This window comes from Nonomuraea sp. NPDC003560 (assembly GCF_042878785.1).
Taxonomy (GTDB): Bacteria; Actinomycetota; Actinomycetes; order Streptosporangiales; family Streptosporangiaceae; genus Nonomuraea.
The window spans coordinates 253,128-273,305 of sequence record NZ_JBIAOF010000004.1; the positions used below are offsets into that span (position 1 = coordinate 253,128).

A 20,178-nucleotide genomic window follows, 5' to 3' on the forward strand; every position below is an offset into this window, starting at 1 on the left:
GGGAGGCGTCCCCATGGACCTCGTGCTGCGGGACGTGACCGTGGCCAGGGGCGGCCAGCCGGTGGTCAGGGGCGTGACGCTGACCGCCGCGCGCGGGCAGGTCACCGTCCTGCTCGGCCCGAACGGCGCGGGCAAGACCACGCTGCTCGAAGCGGTCTCGGGCGTGCTGCCCGCCGCCGGGGGCGAGATCGTCCTCGGCGGGACCACGCTGACCGGCCGGCCGCGCACCCACCGGGCCCGGCACGGCCTGGCGCACGTGGAGCAGGGCCGGGCCGTGTTCGCCACGCTCACCACGCGCGAGAACCTGGCCCTGGCCGGCGACCCCCGGCGCGCGGTGGAGCTGTTCCCCGAGCTGGAGCGGCGGCTCGACGTGCGGGCCGGGCTGCTGTCCGGCGGCGAGCAGCAGATGCTGGTGCTGGCCAGGGCCATCGGGACCGGCCCGGCGGCGCTGCTGCTCGACGAGATGTCGCTCGGCCTGGCCCCGGGCGTCGTGCGCCGGCTGCTGCCGGTGATCCGGCGGCTGGCCGACGAGGGCTGCGCCGTGCTGCTGGTCGAGCAGTTCGCGCACGCGGCCCTGGCCCTGGCCGACAGCGCGTACGTGCTGGCCCACGGCGCGATCACCTACGGCGGCGACCCGGCGCCGCTGCGCGAGTCGGATGCCGCGCTCAGGCGCGCCTATTTGGGAGATGATTCATGACGAACGCGGATCTCTTGCTGGTCAACGGGCGGGTGCTCACCATGGACCCGGCGCGGCCGTACGCGACCGGCGTGGCGGTGCGCGACGGCGTGATCGCGCACGTCGGCGACGCCGCCGGCTGGAGCGCGGCCGAGGTGGTGGACCTGCGGGGCCGCGTCCTGCTGCCCGGGATCAACGACTCCCACCTGCACGCCTGCGGCTACGGCCTGACCCGCCCGCCGTTCTGCGTGGACGTCGCGGTGGGGTCGATCGCCGAGGTGCGGGAGCGGGTCGCCGCCGCGGTACGCGCGGCCGGGCCCGGCGAGTGGGTGCGCGGGATCGGCTGGAACCCCGGCCGGCTGGCCGAGGGCCGGTCGCCGTCGAGGACGGACCTGGACGACGTCGCCCCCCACCATCCCGTCCTCCTCCAGGACTTCTCCGGCCACACGACGTGGGCGAACTCCGCCGCGCTCCGGCTGGCCGGGCTGCCCGACGACGGCGACGGCCTGCTGCACCACGGGGACCAGGGCCTCGTCCAGCGCCTGGTGCCGCCGCCGCCCGGCGGGCTGAGGCGGGTGCTGCGCGAGGTGGTGGCCGAGCTGAACCGGGCCGGGATCACCAGCTTCACCGAGCCGGGCCTCGGGCCGGGCGGCGGGGAGGCGTTCGCGGGCGGCATGGGGCCGGGGGTGCTGGGCGCGTACGCGGAGCTGGCCCGGGCCGGCGAGCTGACCGCGCGGGTGAGCGTGCTGGGCCTGCCGAGCCCGATGTCGGGAGCCTCGGTCGCCGACACCGCCGCCTACCTCGACCGCCTGCCGGACGACCTGGACGGCGTGGACGAGCGGCTGGTCCGGCTGCTGGGCGTGAAGGTGTTCGCCGACGGGATCCCGCCGTCGGAGACGGCCTGGATGCGGGAGGCGTACCCGTCGGGCGGGCACGGCTCGCTGTGCACGCACGGCGGCACGGACGCCGAGCGGGTCGCCGAGCTGGACGAGATCCTGCGCCTGGTGCACGTGGCCGGCCTGCAGGCGGGCGTGCACGTGGTGGGCAGCCGGGGCGTGGACGCCGTCGTGGACGCGCTGGCCGCGATCTCCCGCGAGCACCCGAGGGCCGACCCCCGCCACTACGTGATCCACGGCCAGTTCGCCTCGAAGCAGGCACTGGCCACGCTCGGCGAGCTGGGCTACGGGATCAACCTCCAGCCGGTGCTGCAGCGCGTGGAGTCGGGCACCACGCGCGAGCTGTTCGGCGCGCGGGCGGCCGAGCAGGAGTGGCCGGCCCGGTCGGCGATCGACGCGGGCGTGCTGACCGCGTGCAGCTCCGACGCGCCGGTGACCGCGCCGGACTGGCGGGCGGGCGTAGCGGCGCTGGTCGCCCGCGACGGCGAGGGGATCTCGCTCGCCGAGGCCCTGGCCACCTATACGATCGCCGGGGCGCGGCAGGACTTCGCCGAGGGCTGGAAGGGCACGCTCACCCCGGGCAAGGTCGCCGACCTGTGCGTCAGCGCGGCGACGGCGGACGACGACGTCGTGGCCGCGCCGGTGGACCTGACGGTGTTCGGCGGCCGGGTCGTTTGGTCCCGTTCCTGAGCGGCGAACGCGAAGATTGTTAGGTACCGAATATACTTTCGTGCCATGACGGGACACCACACGCTGCGCCAGACCGAGGAGGCCATCGGCCAGCGGCTGGGCGACCTCAACATCGACTTCGAGGCCATGTGGGCGGTGTCGAACGTCTACCGGGCCTCCTCGGCCATCCGCAACCACCTGGAGCAGACCGTCCTGCGCGACACCGGCCTGACCTGGACGGGGTTCGTGGTGATGTGGGTGGTGTGGATCTGGGGCGAGAGCGAGACCCGCCACGTCGCCGCCGAGGCGGGCATCTCCAAGGGCACGCTCACGGGCGTGGTCAAGACCCTGGAGTCCTACCGTCACCTGCGCCGCTTCCCGCATCCCACGGACGGCCGCCGGGTCATGCTGGCGCTCACCGCGACCGGCGAGCGGCTGATGCGCGAGCTGTTCCCGGAGTTCAACCGGCAGGAGGCGTTCGTGGTCAAGGAGCTCGACAGCGATCAGCGGCGCGAGCTGGCCGGCTCGCTCAAGCGCGTCATGGAGCACCTGGAGAGCATCTGACCGGCAGCTCCTTGATGCCGTTGACGAAGTTCGAGCGGATCCTGCGCACCTCGCCGGCGAGCTCGATCGACGACAGGCGCGGCAGCAGCTCCTCGAACAGCACCCGGATCTCCAGCCTGGCCAGCGCGCCGCCGAGGCAGTAGTGCGGGCCGCCCCTGCCGAACGTCAGGTGCTCGTCGGCGTCCCTGGCGACGTCGAACCGGTACGGGGCGGGGAAGACGCGTTCGTCCCTGTTGCCCGAGGCGTACCACATGACGACCTTGTCGCCGGCGGCGACGCGGCGGCCGTGCAGGGTGACGTCGCGGGTGGCGGTGCGGCGGAAGTGGTAGACGGGCGAGGCCCAGCGCAGGAACTCGTCCACGGCCCGGGGCATCAGCGCCGGGTCGGCGCGCAGCCGGTCGAGCTGGGCGGGGTGCTCCATGAGGGCGAGCATGGCGTGCGAGATCGCGTGCCTGGTGGTCTCGTTCCCGGCCACGACCAGCAGCAGGAAGTAGTTGTCGAAGTCGCGCTCCGACAGCGGCAGGCCGTCCACGGGCTCCTGGTTGACCAGCCTGCTGACCAGGTCGGTGCCGTGGCCGCCGCGGCGGCGGGCGGCCAGCTCGCGGCCGTACTCGAAGACCTCCAGGGAGGCCGGGCTGCGGAAGGGCAGGTCCTTGAACTCCTCGCTCTCGCGCAGCCGCTCCGGGTCGGTGTTCTCGATGATCTGGTTGCCCCAGTCGATGAGCCGCCGGGTGTCGGGCACGTCGAGCATGCGGGCCAGCACGTTGATCGGGAAGTCGGCGGCGACCTCCTTGACGAAGTCGAACTCGCCCTTGGGCAGGGCGGCGTCCAGGGTCGTGGCGGTCAGGCCGCGCAGGAACACCTCGTAGCCGGCCACCGCCCTGGCCGAGAAGTCGCGCAGCAGCAGCCGCCGCAGCGCGTGGTGGCGGGGGCCGTCGGTCTCCAGCAGGGAACGCCGGATCGCGGCCTGCCGCTCGTCCACCTCCTCCAGGTTGGTGAAGCCCTCGGAGGTGAACGTCTCGGGGTCGCGGCCGACGGCCACGATGTCGGCGTGCCTGGTGACCGCCCAGAAGCCGCTGCCGTGGCCGTGCTCGTCCTGCCAGTGGACGGGCGACCGCTCGCGCAGCACGTCGAACATGCGCCAGGGGGTCACTCCGTCGGTGAACCGGCCGGGGTCGGCGAGGTCGACGTCTTCCAGACGCATAGCTCTCCTTCACCTTGTTCGGCCACAAACATTACGTCGGGCGACTTATCCCGACAAGGGTGCTTGTGAGGTCGTACGGATGCGAATGACCTCCGAGGCCGGCGTGCCGTTGCCCTGAGCCACCGACGGTCGCGCGGTTACAGTGGCCGGGTGACCACCGACCAGCACGGCCTGGCCATGTCCGGCGCGAGCGCCGCCGCCGCGCGCCACTACGACCGGGCGATCGACGAGCTGCTGCACTTCCGGGCCGAGGTCGGCGCCGAGGCGGCCGCCGCGCTGGCCGACTCCCCCGGCTTCCCGATGGGCAACGTGCTGGCCGCCTACCTCGACCTGCTGACCACCGAGGCGGCCGGCGCCCGTGCCGCGCGCGCCCGGTTCGCGTCCTTCCGCCGCCGGGCCGACGAGTCGTCGCTGCTGCCGCGCGAGCGCGCGCACGTGGCGGCCGTCCAGGCGCTGCTCGACGGCGACCTGACCACCTGCGGCGCGCTGCTCGCCGAGATCGCCGTCGCCCACCCGCGCGACGCGCTGGCCCTGGCCGCCGGGCACCAGCTCGACTTCTTCACCGGCGACGCCCGCTCGCTGCGCGACCGGATCGGCGGCGCGCTCACCGCCTGGCACGAGGACGACCGGCACTTCGGCCACCTGCTCGGCATGTACGCCTTCGGCCTGGAGGAGGCCGGCCACTACGACCGCTCGGAGCAGGTCGGCCTGCGCGCCGTCGAGCTCAACCCGCGCGACGTGTGGGGCATCCACGCGGTCGTGCACACCTACGAGATGCAGGGCCGCTTCGGCGAGGGCGTGCGCTACCTCGACGCCCGCCTGGACGACTGGTCCACCGGCACGTTCTTCAACGTCCACACCTGGTGGCACTACGCCCTCTACGCCCTGGAGAGCGGCGACACGCGGCGGGCGCTGGAGGTGCACGACGCGGCGCTGGCCGGCGGGCGCACGTCCATGGAGCTGCTGGACGCCGCCGCGCTGCTCTGGCGGCTCCTGCTGGAGGGCTCCGACCAGCACGAACGCTGGCAGGCCCTGGCCGAGGCGTGGCCGCCGCTGGTGGCCGAGCCGTTCTACGCCTTCAACGACGTGCACGCGGTCATGTCGTACGTCGGGGCCGGGCGGATCGGGGAGGCGGAGAAGCTGATCGCCTCGCGGGAGGCGTACACGCTGGAGTGCCGTCCGGGGGTGACCAACGTCGCGATGACGGTGCGGGTGGGGTTGCCGGTGTGCCGGGCCCTGGTGGCGTACGGGCGGGGCGACTTCGCGGCGGTGGTCGACCTGCTGCACCCGATCCGGCACCGGGTCGGCGAGTTCGGCGGCAGCCACGCCCAGCGGGACGCCGTGCAGAAGACGCTGCTGGAGGCGGCGCTGCGGAGCGGGCGGCACGAGCTGGCGCGGGCGCTGGTGAGCGAGCGGATCGGCGTGCGGCCGTGCAGCCCGTTCAACTGGCTCAAGCAGGCGGCGGTGGCCGACGGGCTGGGCGACCGCGCGGCCGCCGCCGTCGCCCGCCGCAAGGCCGCGACGCTGATCGCCGGCGCCTGACCCACCCCTCCTTGTCGGTCGCCGCGGACGCGCGGCCGGAAGTGTCGCACGCGCCGAGTAGGGTTCCCTTCATGGATCGGGAACTCACCTTGATGGTCGTCCACGCCCACCCCGACGACGAGTGCCTGAGCACCGGCGGCGTCCTCGCCCGCTACACCGACGAGGGCATCCGCACCGTGCTGGTCACCTGCACCAACGGCGAGCAGGGTGACGACACGGGCGGCGTCAAACCAGGCGAGGAGGGTCACGACGCCACCAGGGTGGCCGAGCGGCGGCTGGCCGAGCTGCGCGAGTCCGTCGCGCACCTCGGCATCGACCACCTGGAGCTGCTCGGCTACCGCGACTCCGGCATGGACGGCTGGGACACCAACCACCACCCCGACGCGTTCGCCAACGTGCCGGTCGAGGTGGCCGCCGCCAGGCTGGGCGAGCTGATGGAGCGCTACCGCCCGCAGGTGGTCGTCACCTACGACGAGACCGGCGGCGGCGGTTACGGCCACCCCGACCACGTGCAGGCCCACCGCATCACGGTGGCCGCCGTCGAAGCGACCGGCATCCCCGACAAGTTCTACTACACGGCGATCCCCCGGGCGGCGATCAAGCGCATGTTCGAGCTGATGCGCGACAGCGGCGTCGACCTGGGCGGCTTCGAGCCGTCCGACGACTTCGGCACCCCCGACGAGCGGGTCAACGCCGTCGTCGACGTCACCCCCTACGTCGAGCGCAAGCTCAAGGCCCTCAAGGCCCACGAGAGCCAGGGCGAGAACATCTTCCTCCTCCGCATGCCCGACGAGGCCCAGCACCAGGCGTTCTCCCACGAGGCCTTCGAACGGAAGCTGAACAAGGTCAACGCCCCCGACCACGAAGAAGACCTCTTCACCGGCCTCCGCCCCTGACCCTCCCTCCCGCCGGACTGTCCGGCGGTGCCGGATCTTCGCCGAGTCGCGGTCCCGGTCCGACGCCGGCAAGCGTGAGTGCGGCACGGCCGGACATCCCGACGACCGTTCCCGGTGCCGCAGCCGGTTCGAGTCGAGCGACCGGATCCGGGCCGACGACGCCGGGGGCCGGCTCGCCGAGCACCGCGAAGACCATCATGCGATCTGACGACCTCCGTGCGCCTCTCATGCTGGAGCTCGTTGCAGCTCTCGTGCTGCCCGTGGATTCAGCCGGCCTTCGGGGGTCTGCCCCCTTCGCGGGCGCGGCGCTCCGACAGCTCCCTCTCGGCGGCGTCGAGTTCGGCGACCTCCTCGGGGGTGCCGTGCTGTCGGAGGTCGGCGCGGATGTGGTCGAGCAGACGTGCTGAGCGGTCGGTGCCGAGCCGCCTGATGACACACCTCAACACCACTCGCGCGGCGAGCATCGCAGAAGTTTCGCCTGCAGTGAGTGATATCGATGGCCAGGGTCGGCATCCACGGGACCACTCGTTGCAGCGTTTCGCGTGCCTACCCGTTTGCACTCACCCGTGGAACGGTGTCCGCCCTCGACGTAGAGCGAACCAAGGGTGATGCCTTGAGGCGGTGCGGGCCGTCGTCATGTCCGGCGGCCCGCGACGGTGACGAGCGGCGGCACCAGAACGGCCAGGGCGCCGCCGATCCACAGCACACTCACCGGGCCGGCGGCATCGACCGCCAGTCCGCCGGCGAAGGCGCCGAGGGCGATGGACAGGTTGAACGTCGAGACGTACAGGGAGGACGCGGCCTCGGTGGCGGTAGGGGCGGCGTTGAGCATCCAGGTCTGGAAGGTGACCGGGACGGCGCCGTACGCCAGTCCCCAGACGACCAGGATCGCAGCCGCGGACCGGACGTCGTGGCTGCCGATCGCCACGGCGGCCATGGCGGCGGTGAGCAGCAGGCCGATGCCGCACACGGTCTGCCGCAGGCGCGTGGTGACCAGGGCGCCGGCGAGGAAGTTGCCGCAGATGCCGGCGACGCCGAAGACGAGCAGCAGCACGCTGATCATGCCGTCGGCGACGCCGTCGTCGTGGAGGATGGGCCGCAGGAAGGTGTAGGCGGTGAAGTGCCCGGTGATGGCCAGGAAGGTCATGGCGAGACCGGTGCGGACGGCGCGGTGGGTGCGCAGCACGCGCGGCAGGTCTGCGAACGTGAGGGTGCGCTGCGGCGCCACCTTCGGCATCACGATGACCATGCAGGCCAGCGAGATCAGGCCGAGCACGCCGACGGCGGCGAACGCGGTGCGCCAGCCGGCGAGGTCACCGGTCAGGGTGCCGGCGGGCACGCCGAGCACGGAGGCGGTTTCGACGCCACCGAAGACGACCGCGGTGGCGCGGGCCACGTGGCGTTCGGGCACCAGGCGCAGGGCGATGCCGCCGGCCAGGGACCAGAAGCCGCCGACACTGATGCCGATCAGGAAACGGGCCAGCAGGACGACGGCGAAGCTGGTGGCGAAGGCGGAAGCGAGGTTGGCCGCGCCCACGATGCCGATCAGCACGACCAGCACCAGGCGGCGGTCGATCCGGGCGGTGGCCACAGTGACCAGCGGCGCCGCGACGGCGGCGACCAGCCCGGGCACGGTGACCATCAGCGCGGTGGTGCCCTCGGACAGGTCGACGGCGGCGCCGATGGGGGTGAGCAGTCCGACGGGCAGCAGTTCGGACGTCATCAGGGCGAAGATGCCCAGCGTGACGGCGAGGATCGCGGACCAGCCCCGGACCGGTGAGGGGCCGGGGCCCTGGGCCGCGTCCGGCGAGCTTGCGTCGATGGTGGTCATGGGGTGGGGGCCTCTCCGGGTGTGGTCAAGGCGCGGGCGGTGGCCGCGACGAGGCGGCCACCGCCCGGAAACAGGGACACGGGGCGCTTACTCGGTGCCGGGGGTCTTGCGCGTGGTCACGTTCATGCGGTTCCAGGCGTTGACCGTGAAGATCAGCGCGATGAGCTGGGCCAGTTCCTTGTCGTCGAAGTGCCGCGCGGCCTCGTCGTACACCTCGTCCTCGACTCCTCGCGGCAGCAGGGTCACCGCCTCCGTGAGCGCCAGAGCGGCGCGCTCCTTCGCGGTGTAGAGGCCGGCCTCCTGCCAGGCGCTGAGCTGGTAGATCCGCGCCTCGCTCTCACCCGCCCGGCGGGCGTCGCCGGTGTGGTAGTCGATGCAGTACGCGCACCGGTTGATCTGCGAGGCGCGGATCTGCACCAGCTCGATCAGCACGGGGTCCAGCCCTTCGCGAGCCACGGCGTCCAGGGCCAGCACGGCCTTGAAGACCTTGGGGGCCACACGCGAGAGGTTCATCCGTTCGGCAATGGCAACGTTCGTCATGCCATCACGCTAGGAGCGTGATCGGCCCACGATATGGTGCATTCTCATGTCTCTTTCCTGGGCCAATTCGTGAGCGGCAGCGACCTGCATCTGGAGCTCACCGGCAGCGGCGGCGCCCGCGTACGGCTGATGCGCGCCCTGCGCGAGGCCATCCGGTCGGGACGGCTGGCGCCCGGCATCCGGCTGCCGCCCTACCGCGCCCTCGCCGTGGACCTGGGCATCGCCCGCAACACGGTGGCCGCCGCCTACGCCGAGCTCGTCGAGGAGGGCTGGCTCACCGCACGTCAGGGCTCGGGCACCCAGGTCGCGCACCGCGCCGCGCCGGTGGAACCGGACCTGCGGCGAGCTCCCGCGCGTCCGTCCCGCCCGCGGATCGTCCACGATCTGACGCCCAGTTCCCCGGACGCCGCCGCCTTCCCCCGCTCGGCCTGGGCCACGTCGGCCCGGCGGGCGCTGACCGCCGCGCCCAGCGACGCCTTCGGCGTCGGCGCCCCCCGCGGCCGGCCCGAGGTGCGTCAGGCGCTGGTGGACTACCTGGCGCGCACCAGAGGCGTACGCACCACGGCGGAGCACATCGTGATCTGCTCGGGGTACGCGCACGGGTTGCGGTTGCTGTGCCAGGTACTGCGCGGCCCGGTCGCCGTCGAGGCCTACGGGCTCGCCTTCCACCGCTCCCTGCTGACCGAGGCCGGGCTGAGGACCGTCCCGCTCACCGTGGACGCCCACGGCGCCCGGGTCGAGGACCTTCCCGCCACAGACGTGCGAGCGGTCCTGCTGACGCCGGCGCACCAGTACCCCACCGGAGGCGCCCTGCACGCCCGGCGGCGGGCCGCGGCCATCGACTGGGCCCGCGCCACGGGCGGCTTGGTGCTGGAGGACGACTACGACGGCGAGCTCCGTTACGACCGCGAACCGGTCGGCGCCGTGCAGGGCCTCGACCCCGACCGCGTCGTCCACTTCGGCTCGACCAGCAAGAGCCTGTCCCCATCGCTGCGGCTCGGCTGGATGGCGCTGCCCACCCGGCTGGTGGACGACGTGCTCGCCGCCAAAGGTTCGCGCGAGTTCTGGTCGAGCGTCACCGACCAGCTCGCCCTGGCCGACTTCATCGCCTGCGGCGCCTACGACCGCCAGCTGCGCCGGATGCGCGCGATCTACCGGCGCCGCCGGAGCCTGCTCACGGCCACGCTCGCCGAGCGCGCCCCGCACATCACCGTCAGCGGCATCGCCGCAGGCCTGCACGCCGTGCTCGACCTTCCCCCCGGGACGGAGGAGGCCACCCTGCGCGCCGCCCGCCGCCTCGGCCTCGCCCTCGACGGCCTGGGTCCCTACCGGCATCCGGACAGCGCCATGCCGGCACGCGACGGCCTGGTCGTCGGGTACGGCACACCAGCTGAGCACGCGTTCGCCGCCGCGCTGGACGCCCTGTGCCTGGCCCTGCCGGCCCCCGGTGACACCGGGGTTGACGAGGCACGCCCTCAGATGACGCCCCGGCCGTAGCGCGTTCTTCCCAGGCCATGTCGCCCGGTCGCGCTCAGGGCCTCCGCGGGCCCGGCCCTTGACGAGGCTGTGAACCAGCGCCCGGGGTTCAGGGGTTGACGGGGTGTTCGGTGAAGTGGCCGCAGGGGCGGAAGCCCAGGCGGCGGTAGACGGGCTCGCCGTCGGCCGACGCCTGCAGGACCGCGACGCGGTGATCTCGGTCGCGGGCCGTACGCAGTGCCGCGAGCGTGATGGCGCCGCCGTAGCCCCGTCGGCGGTGGGCGGCCAGGGTGGAGATGTTGTAGATGCCGGCGACCCCCGCGTGCTGGAACACTTCGGCGGAACAGACCGGACGGCTGTCCACGTAGCCGACCAGATACCGGGCCGGGCAGTGTGCGGCCAGCGCTTGCGGGGCGGCCCGGGCGAAAAAGCGGCGGACGGTGTCGGCGGGCGGATCCCAGTTCGCGGCGAGAACCGTGGCGTAGTCGGCGAGCTGTCCGGGCGTGGCGACCCGCTGGATGTCCAGCCCCCGGACGGCGGGCGGCGGCAGGGCACCGTCCAGCTCGGCCCACATCGCCGTCTCGCGTTCGGACGCCGCCAGACCGGCCGCCGTCAGGCGGGCACCGAGGTCCGGCGGTGTCGAGGCGGGCCCCACCCACCAGGAGAAACGGCGGCCGGTGCGAGCCGACGTCCGAGCGGTCTCGCTGATGCGGGCCGTGGCGTCGGCGACGGTGAAGCGGGCCGCGGCGACGATGTTGAAGGTGTCGTCGTCCAGGCCGCTGTCGGCGACCAGGAGGTCATCGGTCTCCGTGACGGTCGCGCCGGTCATGCTCCGGTGCAGGTGGCAGGCGTGTTCCGCCAGGTTCCGCTCCATCCTGTCCAGCAGGTCGGCTTCGACGAGTGAGTGATCATGCACGCCGAGCCCTCATCTCCCGGGGCGGAGTGTCACCGCGGGGTCCGGGAGGCCATGAGGGCCTCGGGAAAGCCGGGACCGTGGACGACGTGGATCTGCCCGAGGTCGGTGACCTCGCCGCAGGTGCCGCAGGTGGTCTGCTCGCTGATGGCCCCGCCGCAACCGGTGTGCCGATACAGGATGGGCGGACCGTCGGGTGCCGCCCATCGATCACCCCACTGCGTCAGCGCGATGATCACGGGTGCCAGGTCGAGCCCCTTCGCGGTCGCGGCATAGCGGCCCCGGTCGGGCTGCTCCTTGCTCGATCGCCGTTCGAGTACGCCCGCGTCGACCAGGCTGTCCAGGCGTTTGGCCAGGATGTTGGTCGCGATGCCCAGGCGCTGGAAGTCGGCGAACCGGGTCGCTCCGGCGAACAGCACGTCACGCACGATCAGCAGGCTCCATCGCTCGCCGACGACCTCCAGCGCCCTGGCGGCCGAGCACACCTGCGTGTCGTAGGTCTTGCCGAGCATGGCGACCCCACCTCCCAGAGGAGCACTTGCGTGATGCAAGACTACCCCTCTAATGTCGCTTGCATCACGCAAGTGCTCCTCTGGAAATGGTGCACGGCTCCATGGCCACGACCACGGCGTGACCAGCGAGCCCGCCGGCCCGTCCGGAACAACGATCATGTGGAGGTCACCGATGAGTGGATTGCTGCTCAAGGACAAGAACGCCGTGCTCTACGGAGGCGGCGGCGCGATCGGCGGCGCCATCGCACGGGTCTTCGCCAGGGAAGGCGCGCGGGTGTTCATCGCCGGGCGGACGCAGGCGAAGCTCGACGCCGTGGCGCGTGACATCGCCGCCGCGGGCGGAAAGGTCGAGACGGCGCGGGTCGACGTGCTCGACCAGGAGGCGGTCGACAAGCACGCCGCCGCGGTCGCGGCGACGGCCGGCGGCATCGACATCGCCGTGAACGCCGTGAGCGTCCAGCACGACCAGGGAACCTCGCTGGCGGATCTGTCGCTGGAGGAGTTCATGCGGCCGATCGACGGCTTCTTGCGGACGCTGTTCATCACCAGCAAGGCTGTGGCCCGGCACATGGGGGGCGAGCGTCCCGGTGTGATCCTGACGCTGTCGGAGCCGGGCGCCAAGCTGGCCGTTGGCGGCATCTTGGGACACGCCGTGAGCGCGGCCGGCAAGGAGGCGTTCTCCCGGGTTCTGGCCGCGGAGCTGGCACCGAGCAATGTCCGGGTGATCGGCATCCGTCCCCACGCTGTCGTCGATGCGCCGGCCGCCGGTTCCTACACCAAGGAGCTCTTCGAGCAGGCGGCGGCAGCGACCGGACAGTCGGTCGAGGAGATGCTCGACGGCGGGGCGATGGCGCAGGGGACGCTGCTCAAGAGGCTGCCGACGCTCTCCGAGATCGCGGAGACGGCCGCGTTCCTGGCGTCGGATCGAGCGGGGGCCATGACCGGGACGATCGCCAACCTGACCAGCGGCGCGATCGTCGACTGAGTTCGGATTCGCCAGGACGTTCACCGGGCTGCGGGGGCAGTGAGGGCGCGGATGAACTTGATCATGGCGCGGTGGGTGCGGTCGTGCCGCCGCGAGCTGCGGTCCGGGGTTGTCAGAGGCCCGCGATGTCGATCGCCTGGTCGAGGTACGCCTCGGTGCTTCCGGGCCAGAAGCGCTCGTAGAGGAGATATTCCAGCGGGTCCCGCCGTTCGTCCGTCAGGAATTCGCGGGCGGCCCGGGGGTGGTTGGACAGGGCGGCCATGACGGCCGCCATGGGGTCGCGTTCGTCCAGGGGAATGGCGCACATCGGCCGCGAGTCCGGACAGAGGTTCCGCCAGTAGGGGGACGCGGGAGGCTGACTGCGTTCGTAGTCGTAGACCTTGAAGGCGAGGTCGCGCAGGAACACGTCGGCGAAACAGCCGTATCGCAACAATTGCCCGAGCGCGAAACCGGTTTCCGGGTCATCCAGGTTTTCGAGCAGACGGTGAACGTAAGGGGTCGAGATCCTGGCCGCGCCGGGTGCGCGCGACGCGGTGCCGAGAAGCGTACTCAGCGCCCTGGCCAGCCTGTCGAGGCTGGTGGACTGGATGGCATGCGCGCGGCGCAGACCGGCCAGAAGGCTCTTGAGCTGGCGCGGCGGCATCACGGCGGCGAACGCCACGGCGAAGTCGGGGTCGTTTCGGCGCTTTTCGAGTTCGGCCAAATCGTGGGAATCGATGGCGCCCTTCTTCCCCTCCGCTCCGCAGAACGACTGGACGAAGGAATCGTAACCACAAGAATGATCGGGCAGCGCTGTCCCACTTTTCCGCATAAAAACGAAAAGTCGGGCAACTAATCTCCTCTAGAGACCCCCTCTCGGGACAAATCGTTCGCCAGCGCCGCACATCACGAAGAGGTAACATTAGCGAGCCCTCGGACGGACACGAAAAAACCACATGCCCGACCGGAATCCCGGCCCCCGCGACCGCCGAGACAGGACCCTCGGACGCCCCCTCCGCGAAACGGACGCGGGCGAACGACCCGTTCTCGGGCCAGAAATCCGGCGGGGCGACACAGCCGAGGAGACCTCCCGCCCCAAAGGGACCTCGCGAGCCGAGGGGATCTCGCGAGCTGCGACGAGTTCCGCGGCTCGCCGAAGGGCCCGCCGACAAGGGATGCACGCGTGTATTCCTTGACAGGCATATACCCGAACGGGAATATGAAGGCATGTCCGTCGACGCGTTCTCCGTGCTCTCCGAGCCGACCCGGCGTCGGATCCTCGATCGGCTCCGGATGGCCGAGAGCAGTGTGAACGAGCTGGTCGAGGCGCTCGGTGTCAGCCAGCCCGCGGTGTCCAAGCAGCTGAAGGTGCTCAGGGAGGCCGGGTTCGTCACCTGCCGCACCGAGGCGCAGCGGCGCATCTACCGCCTGCACGCCGGCCCCTTCCAGGCGCTGGACGACTGGCTTCAGCCGTACCGGGCCCTGTGGGACACGCATCTCGACGCCCTTGAGCGCCATCTCGACAACCTGGAGCAGCCATGACCCCAGACGCGTACCGCCCGAGCCCGCCGGCCCAGGTCGGCAGCGAGGTGACGGAAGGTCGCTGGACCCTCGTCTTCGTCCGCGACCTGCGGCATCCGCCGGAGAAGGTGTGGCGGGCGCTGACCGAGCCCGGACAGCTCGCGGCGTGGGCGCCGTACACCGCCGACCGTGATCTTTCCGAGGCCGGCGGCGCGACCCTCACGGTGATCGACGACGAGAAGCCTCAGGACCTGGTGGCAGAGGTCGTCCGCGTCCAGCCGCAGACGCTGCTGGAGTACACGTTCGGCACCGACCTGCTGCGGTGGGAGCTGGCGGCGACCGGTGGCGGCACGCGTCTGACGCTGCGGCACACCGTCCTGGACCGCGACCTGCTGCCGAAGGTGGCGGCCGGATGGCACCTCTGCCTCGACGTGGCCGACAGGCTGCTCGAAGGGCGGCCGATCCCGCCGATCCGGGGTGCGGCGGCGGTCGGCTTCGGCTGGTCGGAGCTGAACGACCGGTACGCGCGGCAGCTCGACGTCCCGAACACCGGCCTGCCCGGCCACCTGAAGGACGGCGACCAGCACTCCTGACGGGCCCGCACCACGCCGGACGCGGCCCAGGAGCCGACAGGGGCGGAGAAGGCGGCCGGGCTGCGATGATGAGCTCCCATCCGGAGACGTCGATGCCGCCCGGGGCGTACTGCATCGGCGGCGCGCGCCAGGAAGGCAGGCTCGATGATCGCTGTTCTGGGCGAGTGCGTCGCCGACGGCTTCACCACCGCGACAGGCGACGCAGGGGGCGGCGCAGCAGGCGGCGCAGGGCAGGGCGGCGAGCTCGGGTTGCGGGTGCTGCCGGGCGGCGGCCCGGCCAACACGGCGGTGGCGCTGGCCAGGCTCGGCACGCCGGCCCGCTTCCTCGGACGCATCTCCGGCGACGTGTTCGGCGCGCTGTTCCGTGAACGGCTGGCGTCCTCGGGCGTGGACCTGTCGGCGGCCGTCGAGGCCGCGGAGCCGAGCACGCTCTCGGTCGCCGCGCTCGACGGCGGCGGCCAGGCCGCCTACACCTTCTACGCGGGCGGCACCGCCGACTGGCAGTGGAGCCGGGACGAGCTGACCCCGGCCCGGCTCGGCCCGGCCGCCTGCCTGCACACCGGGTCGCTGGCGCTGGTGAGGGAGCCGGGCCGGGCGGCGGTCGAGGAGTTCGCGCGCGCGGCCGCCGCGCAGGCCACGGTCTCGGTCGATCCCAACGTGCGGCCCACTCTCGCCGCCCGCGAGGACTACCGGGTCGAGCGCTGGTGCCGGTGGGCCGACCTGCTCAAGCTCAGCGAGGACGACCTGCGCTTCCTGATGCCCGGCGTGCCGGTGGAACGGGCCTGCGACACCTGGCACGCCGCTGGGGCCCGGCTCGTCGTGGTGACCCGCGGGGCGGCGGGCGCGCTGGTGTCCCTCGACGGCGAACGGGCGGAGGTGCGGGCGCCTGAGGTCGTCGTCGTGGACACGGTCGGCGCCGGTGACTCCTTCACCGCCGGGCTCCTGCACGACCTGGGCGCGCGCGGCCTGCTCGGCGGCCGGCTCGACGGCCTCGACCTGGACACCGCCGTGGCCGCCGCGTCGTTCGCGGCCCGGGTGTCGGCGCTGACGTGCTCGGTGGCGGGCGCGAACCCGCCCTGGGCCGAGGCGCTGGCAACCCCCTGACCGCCGCCCGCGCGGGACCCCGGCAAGCGACCGGGATCCCGCCCGGGTCGGCGGGCCTGGTGGACGAGAAGGCGAGCCTCGTGCTCCAGAAGGCGGGTCAGGTGAGGGGGACGGTCGTGGTGGGGACGTTGTAGCCGCGCACGCGGAGCGCCGGCTGCCGGCCGCCGAGGTCGCTCGTGCGGTACGTGGCCGTGATGGTCGTGCTCTCCCCCAGCCACAGCGTGACGTAGTTGTCGGTGTAGGTCACCGGGACGACCTCGCGCCCGTCCGCGACCACCTCCGGGCGCACGAGGAAGGCCAGGCCGGACGGGTTGCGCAGGGTGATCGTGACGGTCTCGGTCCCGGCGGAGACGGCGCGGACGCCGGTGGCGGCGACGTCGGCGGCGGGCAGGGCGTTCAGGCCGGTGAGGTCGGCGTAGGTCTTCGGCGTGGTGCGGTACCAGTTGCTCTTGTTGCCGAGCGTGTCGGGCGCGGTGGAGTACCAGTAGACGTTGTCGCTGACCTTCGCACCGGCGGCGTCCTTGAGCTGGAGCCTGATCAGGTACGTCCGCGACAGCCCGGTCAGCGCCGGGATCGTCAGCACCTGGACGCCCGCGTTGGCCGTGGCGGTGACGGGGGCCGAGGCGGTGTACTGCTGGGCCAGGTCCGGCAGGTTGTGCACGGAGACCGTGGCGGTCAGCCCGGAGCGCGTGGTGAGGGTCGAGTTGACCACGTGGACGGCCCGGGTCAGGTAGTCGTAGGCGATGTGCACGGGTTCGGTGGCCTTCTTGGTGCCGAAGTAGCCGCCGCCGGGCTTGAGGTAGTAGTCGTAGAGGTTCCAGTGGACCGACGGCCAGGCGTTGTTCAGCATCCAGAAGATCGAGCCGAACGAGCGCACGTGCTGCCTGGCGCTCCACGCCTCGAAGAAGGCGCGGGCGTTCTCGTAGTTCTGCGCCTCGGACTTGCGGGACTGGTCGGCGGCGGAGGCGGGCGTGCCGTAGCGCTTGGCCAGGCCGGTGCTGTAGGGGGCGATGGTGTCGAACACGCTGCCCGGCTTGCCGGCGTGGTAGTTGTACGCCGTCCCGATGGGCCAGACGTCGGCGGGCGCGAGGAAGCGCTGCAGCGTCTCCAGGGGCGGTGGCGACTCGGTGCCCTCCTCCCCCGTGCTGCCGTACGCGCCGCCGCTGCGGCTCTCGTCCCACCACAGCACCGGCGGCTCCCACACGTACGGGCCGTCCATCTTCATGCCGGCGTCGGCGTTGGACCAGGTGGCGACGTTGTCCAGGGTGGGGTTCTGCCAGTGCAGGGCGGTGGCCACGCTCTTGTACGCGGCCAGGTGCGCGGCCGTCGGCGGCTGGTCGCTGCCGTAGGTCCACAGGAACACCGAGGCGTGGTGGCGCAGCGAGCGGAGCTGGCTGTCCAGCGAGGCGCGGGCGACCTGTTCCTGTTCGGCGGTCCAGGCGCTGTCGTCCTCCCAGGCGCTGCAGCAGACGAAGCCCGGCATGACCAGGATGCCCGCCTTGTCGGCCATGTCGTACAGTTCCTCGTTGCCGAGGGTGCCCTCCAGCCTGATGGTGTTCAGGCCCATGTCCTTGACGTAGGCGATGTGGGCGGCGTTCGTCCTGGTGTCCCAGCGTTGCATCAGGTCCCACACGTACCCGCCGCCGCGCAGCAGGATCGGCCGGCCGTTGATCTTGTATCCGGCGAACGAGGTGCCGTTGACGGTGGTGCGGTAGTCGGTGACCTGGCGGATGCCGAAGTCGATGGTCTTGCTGTCGGAGGCGCCCGCGCTGACCGTCAGGCGGTACAGCTCGGGGCTGCCGAACTGGTACGGCCACCACAACACCGGATCGCTCACGTGCAGGGGCGCGAAGGCGACCTCCTTGCGCTCGCGGGCGGCCAGCGTGACGGCCTGGGAGAAGGTGAGGTCGGGCCGGCCCGCCTTGGTGATCGTGCCGCTGACCGTGGTGGTGACGGGGGCGTTCGTCGCGTTGACGGCGTCCACGTAGACGGATAGGTCGGCGGCGGGGCCGGACAGGGTGGTCCGCACGTACGGGTCGCGCAGGGCCACCGGGCCCGTGGTGTCCAGCAGGGTCGTGTTCCAGATGCCCGCGTTCATGTCGGGGGCCTCGGGGTTCCAGTCGACCGTGCAGGTGGACAGGTCCTTGCAGTCGTGGCGCGGCGGGGTGACCTTGACGGCCAGCGCGTTGACCGCACCGGGCCGGATCGCGGCGGTGGCGTCGTACTCGTGGCCGACGAACGTGCCCACGGCCGCGGCGTCTAATTGCACGCCGTTCAGCCAGATCTGGGCGCGGTAGCTGAGGCCCTTGAAACGCAGCCAGTACACCTGGCCGGGGGCCGTGGCCGGGGCGGTGAACTCGCCGCGGAACCACCAGTCCTGGGTGGTCAGGTCGGGCACGTTCTTGAGGTTCTGGCCGAAGTAGACGTCCTGGTAGACGCCGTTCGCGACCAGCCCGGCCAGGACGGTCGAGGGCAGGGTGACCGGGTGCCAGCCGGTGGTGGCGTACCCGGGCGTGGAGATCGCCGCGCCGGTGTCGGCGAGGCCGGTGGCCGGGCGCAGCGCCCAGCCCGAGGCCAGCTCGGTCGAACCGGCCGCCGCGACGGCGCTGCCGGCGCTCACCACCCCCGAGGCGAGCAGCAGGACGAGCACGGCCAGGACGCATCTGATCGATCGTGACATGCGCAGCTCCTGAGGGGGCTCCTACGAACCGGAGGGCCAGGCGATCTGGGTGGAGCGGTAGTAGGCGATCCCCATGACGCGCCAGCGCGGGCCCTGCGCGCCCAGCCGCTGCCGGAACGCGGTCCAGTCGTGCGTGGCGGAAGGGGACCAGCCCAGTTCGGCGAGCGCGGGCAGGCGGGGGAAGGCCATGTATTCGAGGTCGGCCGACGTCCTGAGCGTCTCGGTCCACAGCGGCGCCTCGACGCCGAGCACCTGCTCGGGCGGGAGCCTTCTGAGGTAGGCGCCGGGATCCCAGCCGTAGGCGTCCTTGACCTCGATCGTGCCCGCCCAGGTCTGGCCGAGCGGGGTGCGCCGGTTGTACTTCATGTCCAGGTACGCGCGGCTCGCCGGGGACATGACGACCTTCCGGCCCGCCGTCGAGACCGCCGTCTCGGTGGGGTCGCTGCCCCAGTACTGGACGACCGTGGAGGGCAGCGGGGTGGCGTTGACGACGTCGTGCCAGCCGATCACGGTCTTGCCGTGGGCGGCCACGATGCCCTGCGCGCGGTCGACGAACGCCCGATAGTCGGCCGGCGTCGTGGAGGACGCCTCGTCCCCGCCGATGTGCAGGTACGGGCCGGGGGTGAGCGCGGCCAGCTCGCCGATCACCTGGTCCACGAAGGTGTAGGTGATCTCCTTGGACGTGCACAGCGAGCTGAACCCGACGTCCGTGCCGGTGTAGCGCGGCGGGGCGACGCCGTCGCAGGTGAGCTCGCCGTAGGAGGCGAGGGCGGCGTTGGTGTGCCCCGGCATGTCGATCTCCGGGATCACGGTGATGTTCCGGGCGGCGGCGTAGGCGACGATCTCCTGGTACTGGGCCTTGGTGTAGAAGCCGCCGGGATCGCCGCCGACCGCCGTGCCGCCGCCGTAGGAGGCCAGCCGGGGCCAGGAGTCGATCGCGATGCGCCAGCCCTGGTCGTCGGACAGGTGCAGGTGCAGGCGGTTGATCTTGTAGAGCGCGATCTGGTCGAGGTACCGCTCGACCGCGTCCACCGGGAAGAAGTGCCTGGCCACGTCGAGCATCGCGCCCCGCCAGGGGTAGCGCGGCCGGTCCACGACCCGCCCACCGGGCACCGGCCAGGGGCCCGGCTGCACCGTGCCGGCCTCGGCGGCGTACGGGAGCAGTTGCCGCAGCGTCTGCACGCCGTTGAACAGCCCGGCGGGCGCGTTGGCCAGCACGACGATCCCTGTGGCGGTCACGTCGAGCTGGTACGCCTCCTCGCCGCCGGCCACCGTGCCCAGCCGCAGCGCGATCCCGTCCGCCGGCGGGGCGGTCACGATCGGGACCGGATAGCCGGTGGAGCGGCGCAACCGCGCGGCGAGCTGCTCGCCCACCTCGGGCGCGTCGGAGTAAAGGGCGGTCGCGGCGGTGATCAGGTACGTCACCCCCGCCGCCGGGACCGCGCTCACCGGAGCGGGCACGATCGCGCCGAAGGCGACGGCGGCCGCCGCCGTGGCACTGGGCGAGACGGTCACCGAGGCAGGGACCGACAGGGCGAGCAGGGTCGTCAGCACGACCGCAGCGGTGCGGATCTTCATGACCGCCTCCCGAGGGTTG

At 72.3% G+C, this 20,178-nt stretch carries 19 protein-coding genes; 10 read left to right on the forward strand and 9 right to left on the reverse strand.

What is annotated here, in order from left to right:
* Nucleotides 1-13 precede the first annotated feature (13 nt).
* Genes ACFYUV_RS17395 through ACFYUV_RS17405 form a run of 3 tightly spaced genes read left to right on the forward strand, consistent with a single transcriptional unit; the run spans nucleotide 14 to nucleotide 2,805 of the window.
* On the forward strand, nucleotides 14-697 hold the full coding sequence (locus tag ACFYUV_RS17395; protein ID WP_387669568.1) for an ABC transporter ATP-binding protein: 684 nt from the start codon (nucleotides 14-16) through the stop codon (nucleotides 695-697).
* Nucleotides 694-2,262, forward strand: a complete 1,569-nt coding sequence (locus ACFYUV_RS17400) for an amidohydrolase (RefSeq protein WP_387669569.1) — start codon at nucleotides 694-696, stop codon at nucleotides 2,260-2,262. The genes ACFYUV_RS17395 and ACFYUV_RS17400 overlap by 4 nt, the downstream gene beginning before the upstream one ends.
* Nucleotides 2,263-2,307: 45 nt before the next feature.
* Entirely contained in the window at nucleotides 2,308-2,805 is a 498-nt protein-coding gene (locus ACFYUV_RS17405) for a MarR family winged helix-turn-helix transcriptional regulator (RefSeq protein ID WP_357976992.1), read from the forward strand.
* Here ACFYUV_RS17405 and ACFYUV_RS17410 read toward each other — a convergent pair.
* Nucleotides 2,780-4,009 carry a cytochrome P450 gene (locus tag ACFYUV_RS17410; protein ID WP_387669571.1) on the reverse strand — a complete coding sequence of 410 codons (1,230 nt, stop codon included), beginning with the start codon at nucleotides 4,007-4,009 and terminating at the stop codon, nucleotides 2,780-2,782. The genes ACFYUV_RS17405 and ACFYUV_RS17410 overlap by 26 nt on opposite strands.
* Before the next feature lie 150 nt (nucleotides 4,010-4,159).
* Here ACFYUV_RS17410 and ACFYUV_RS17415 point away from each other — a divergent pair, with 150 nt between their 5' ends.
* Both ACFYUV_RS17415 and ACFYUV_RS17420 read left to right on the forward strand, forming a co-directional pair.
* Entirely contained in the window at nucleotides 4,160-5,551 is a 1,392-nt protein-coding gene (locus tag ACFYUV_RS17415; RefSeq protein WP_387669572.1) for a tetratricopeptide repeat protein, read from the forward strand.
* Between the two features lie 71 nt (nucleotides 5,552-5,622).
* Nucleotides 5,623-6,447 carry a PIG-L family deacetylase gene (locus ACFYUV_RS17420; RefSeq protein WP_387669574.1) on the forward strand — a complete coding sequence of 275 codons (825 nt, stop codon included), beginning with the start codon at nucleotides 5,623-5,625 and terminating at the stop codon, nucleotides 6,445-6,447.
* A gap of 266 nt (nucleotides 6,448-6,713) precedes the next feature.
* On the opposite strand, the gene ACFYUV_RS17425 is transcribed toward ACFYUV_RS17420, so the two are convergent.
* From ACFYUV_RS17425 to ACFYUV_RS17435, 3 genes are all read right to left on the reverse strand, one after another.
* On the reverse strand, nucleotides 6,714-6,911 hold the full coding sequence (locus ACFYUV_RS17425) for a hypothetical protein (RefSeq protein ID WP_387669576.1): 198 nt from the start codon (nucleotides 6,909-6,911) through the stop codon (nucleotides 6,714-6,716).
* Nucleotides 6,912-7,081: 170 nt separating this feature from the next.
* A complete protein-coding gene (locus tag ACFYUV_RS17430) occupies nucleotides 7,082-8,278 on the reverse strand; it encodes an MFS transporter (protein WP_387669577.1) in 1,197 nt (398 codons plus the stop codon).
* Between the two features lie 87 nt (nucleotides 8,279-8,365).
* Nucleotides 8,366-8,818, reverse strand: coding sequence for a carboxymuconolactone decarboxylase family protein (locus ACFYUV_RS17435; protein WP_358286094.1), 453 nt, complete (start codon nucleotides 8,816-8,818; stop codon nucleotides 8,366-8,368).
* A 69-nt stretch (nucleotides 8,819-8,887) separates the two neighbouring features.
* Here ACFYUV_RS17435 and ACFYUV_RS17440 point away from each other — a divergent pair, with 69 nt between their 5' ends.
* Nucleotides 8,888-10,315, forward strand: coding sequence for a PLP-dependent aminotransferase family protein (locus tag ACFYUV_RS17440; RefSeq protein ID WP_387669579.1), 1,428 nt, complete (start codon nucleotides 8,888-8,890; stop codon nucleotides 10,313-10,315).
* A gap of 88 nt (nucleotides 10,316-10,403) precedes the next feature.
* On the opposite strand, the gene ACFYUV_RS17445 is transcribed toward ACFYUV_RS17440, so the two are convergent.
* Together ACFYUV_RS17445 and ACFYUV_RS17450 are read right to left on the reverse strand one after the other, a co-directional pair.
* Nucleotides 10,404-11,210, reverse strand: coding sequence for a GNAT family N-acetyltransferase (locus ACFYUV_RS17445; protein ID WP_387669581.1), 807 nt, complete (start codon nucleotides 11,208-11,210; stop codon nucleotides 10,404-10,406).
* A 29-nt stretch (nucleotides 11,211-11,239) separates the two neighbouring features.
* On the reverse strand, nucleotides 11,240-11,719 hold the full coding sequence (locus tag ACFYUV_RS17450; RefSeq protein WP_387669583.1) for a winged helix-turn-helix transcriptional regulator: 480 nt from the start codon (nucleotides 11,717-11,719) through the stop codon (nucleotides 11,240-11,242).
* Between the two features lie 172 nt (nucleotides 11,720-11,891).
* Here ACFYUV_RS17450 and ACFYUV_RS17455 point away from each other — a divergent pair, with 172 nt between their 5' ends.
* Nucleotides 11,892-12,704: an SDR family NAD(P)-dependent oxidoreductase gene (locus ACFYUV_RS17455; protein ID WP_387669584.1), complete on the forward strand. Its 813-nt coding sequence runs from the start codon at nucleotides 11,892-11,894 to the stop codon at nucleotides 12,702-12,704.
* A 112-nt stretch (nucleotides 12,705-12,816) separates the two neighbouring features.
* On the opposite strand, the gene ACFYUV_RS17460 is transcribed toward ACFYUV_RS17455, so the two are convergent.
* Nucleotides 12,817-13,407: a hypothetical protein gene (locus tag ACFYUV_RS17460; protein WP_387669586.1), complete on the reverse strand. Its 591-nt coding sequence runs from the start codon at nucleotides 13,405-13,407 to the stop codon at nucleotides 12,817-12,819.
* A gap of 503 nt (nucleotides 13,408-13,910) precedes the next feature.
* Between ACFYUV_RS17460 and ACFYUV_RS17465 the strand changes: the two genes are divergently transcribed.
* From ACFYUV_RS17465 to ACFYUV_RS17475, 3 genes are all read left to right on the forward strand, one after another.
* A complete protein-coding gene (locus ACFYUV_RS17465) occupies nucleotides 13,911-14,225 on the forward strand; it encodes an ArsR/SmtB family transcription factor (RefSeq protein ID WP_387669588.1) in 315 nt (104 codons plus the stop codon).
* Complete coding sequence (locus ACFYUV_RS17470; RefSeq protein WP_387669589.1) at nucleotides 14,222-14,797, forward strand: SRPBCC family protein; 576 nt, start codon at nucleotides 14,222-14,224, stop codon at nucleotides 14,795-14,797. The genes ACFYUV_RS17465 and ACFYUV_RS17470 overlap by 4 nt, the downstream gene beginning before the upstream one ends.
* 144 nt (nucleotides 14,798-14,941) lie before the next feature.
* On the forward strand, nucleotides 14,942-15,901 hold the full coding sequence (locus tag ACFYUV_RS17475) for a carbohydrate kinase (protein ID WP_387669590.1): 960 nt from the start codon (nucleotides 14,942-14,944) through the stop codon (nucleotides 15,899-15,901).
* Between the two features lie 97 nt (nucleotides 15,902-15,998).
* Here the strand turns inward: ACFYUV_RS17475 and ACFYUV_RS17480 are convergent, their stop codons facing one another.
* Complete coding sequence (locus tag ACFYUV_RS17480; RefSeq protein WP_387669592.1) at nucleotides 15,999-18,581, reverse strand: hypothetical protein; 2,583 nt, start codon at nucleotides 18,579-18,581, stop codon at nucleotides 15,999-16,001.
* A 21-nt stretch (nucleotides 18,582-18,602) separates the two neighbouring features.
* On the reverse strand, nucleotides 18,603-20,159 hold the full coding sequence (locus ACFYUV_RS17485) for a beta-N-acetylhexosaminidase (RefSeq protein ID WP_387669594.1): 1,557 nt from the start codon (nucleotides 20,157-20,159) through the stop codon (nucleotides 18,603-18,605).
* Nucleotides 20,160-20,178 lie beyond the last annotated feature (19 nt).

Coding starts and splice junctions, on each gene's coding strand:
- ACFYUV_RS17450 (WP_387669583.1), bottom strand. CDS start 11,719: ATGCTCGGCAAGACCTACGACACGCAGGTGTGCTCGGCCGCCAGGGCG.
- ACFYUV_RS17475 (WP_387669590.1), top strand. CDS start 14,942: ATGATCGCTGTTCTGGGCGAGTGCGTCGCCGACGGCTTCACCACCGCG.
- ACFYUV_RS17410 (WP_387669571.1), bottom strand. CDS start 4,009: ATGCGTCTGGAAGACGTCGACCTCGCCGACCCCGGCCGGTTCACCGAC.
- ACFYUV_RS17455 (WP_387669584.1), top strand. CDS start 11,892: ATGAGTGGATTGCTGCTCAAGGACAAGAACGCCGTGCTCTACGGAGGC.
- ACFYUV_RS17400 (WP_387669569.1), top strand. CDS start 694: ATGACGAACGCGGATCTCTTGCTGGTCAACGGGCGGGTGCTCACCATG.
- ACFYUV_RS17395 (WP_387669568.1), top strand. CDS start 14: ATGGACCTCGTGCTGCGGGACGTGACCGTGGCCAGGGGCGGCCAGCCG.
- ACFYUV_RS17425 (WP_387669576.1), bottom strand. CDS start 6,911: ATGCTCGCCGCGCGAGTGGTGTTGAGGTGTGTCATCAGGCGGCTCGGC.
- ACFYUV_RS17430 (WP_387669577.1), bottom strand. CDS start 8,278: ATGACCACCATCGACGCAAGCTCGCCGGACGCGGCCCAGGGCCCCGGC.
- ACFYUV_RS17420 (WP_387669574.1), top strand. CDS start 5,623: ATGGATCGGGAACTCACCTTGATGGTCGTCCACGCCCACCCCGACGAC.
- ACFYUV_RS17435 (WP_358286094.1), bottom strand. CDS start 8,818: ATGACGAACGTTGCCATTGCCGAACGGATGAACCTCTCGCGTGTGGCC.
- ACFYUV_RS17470 (WP_387669589.1), top strand. CDS start 14,222: ATGACCCCAGACGCGTACCGCCCGAGCCCGCCGGCCCAGGTCGGCAGC.
- ACFYUV_RS17480 (WP_387669592.1), bottom strand. CDS start 18,581: ATGTCACGATCGATCAGATGCGTCCTGGCCGTGCTCGTCCTGCTGCTC.
- ACFYUV_RS17485 (WP_387669594.1), bottom strand. CDS start 20,159: ATGAAGATCCGCACCGCTGCGGTCGTGCTGACGACCCTGCTCGCCCTG.
- ACFYUV_RS17465 (WP_387669588.1), top strand. CDS start 13,911: ATGTCCGTCGACGCGTTCTCCGTGCTCTCCGAGCCGACCCGGCGTCGG.
- ACFYUV_RS17405 (WP_357976992.1), top strand. CDS start 2,308: ATGACGGGACACCACACGCTGCGCCAGACCGAGGAGGCCATCGGCCAG.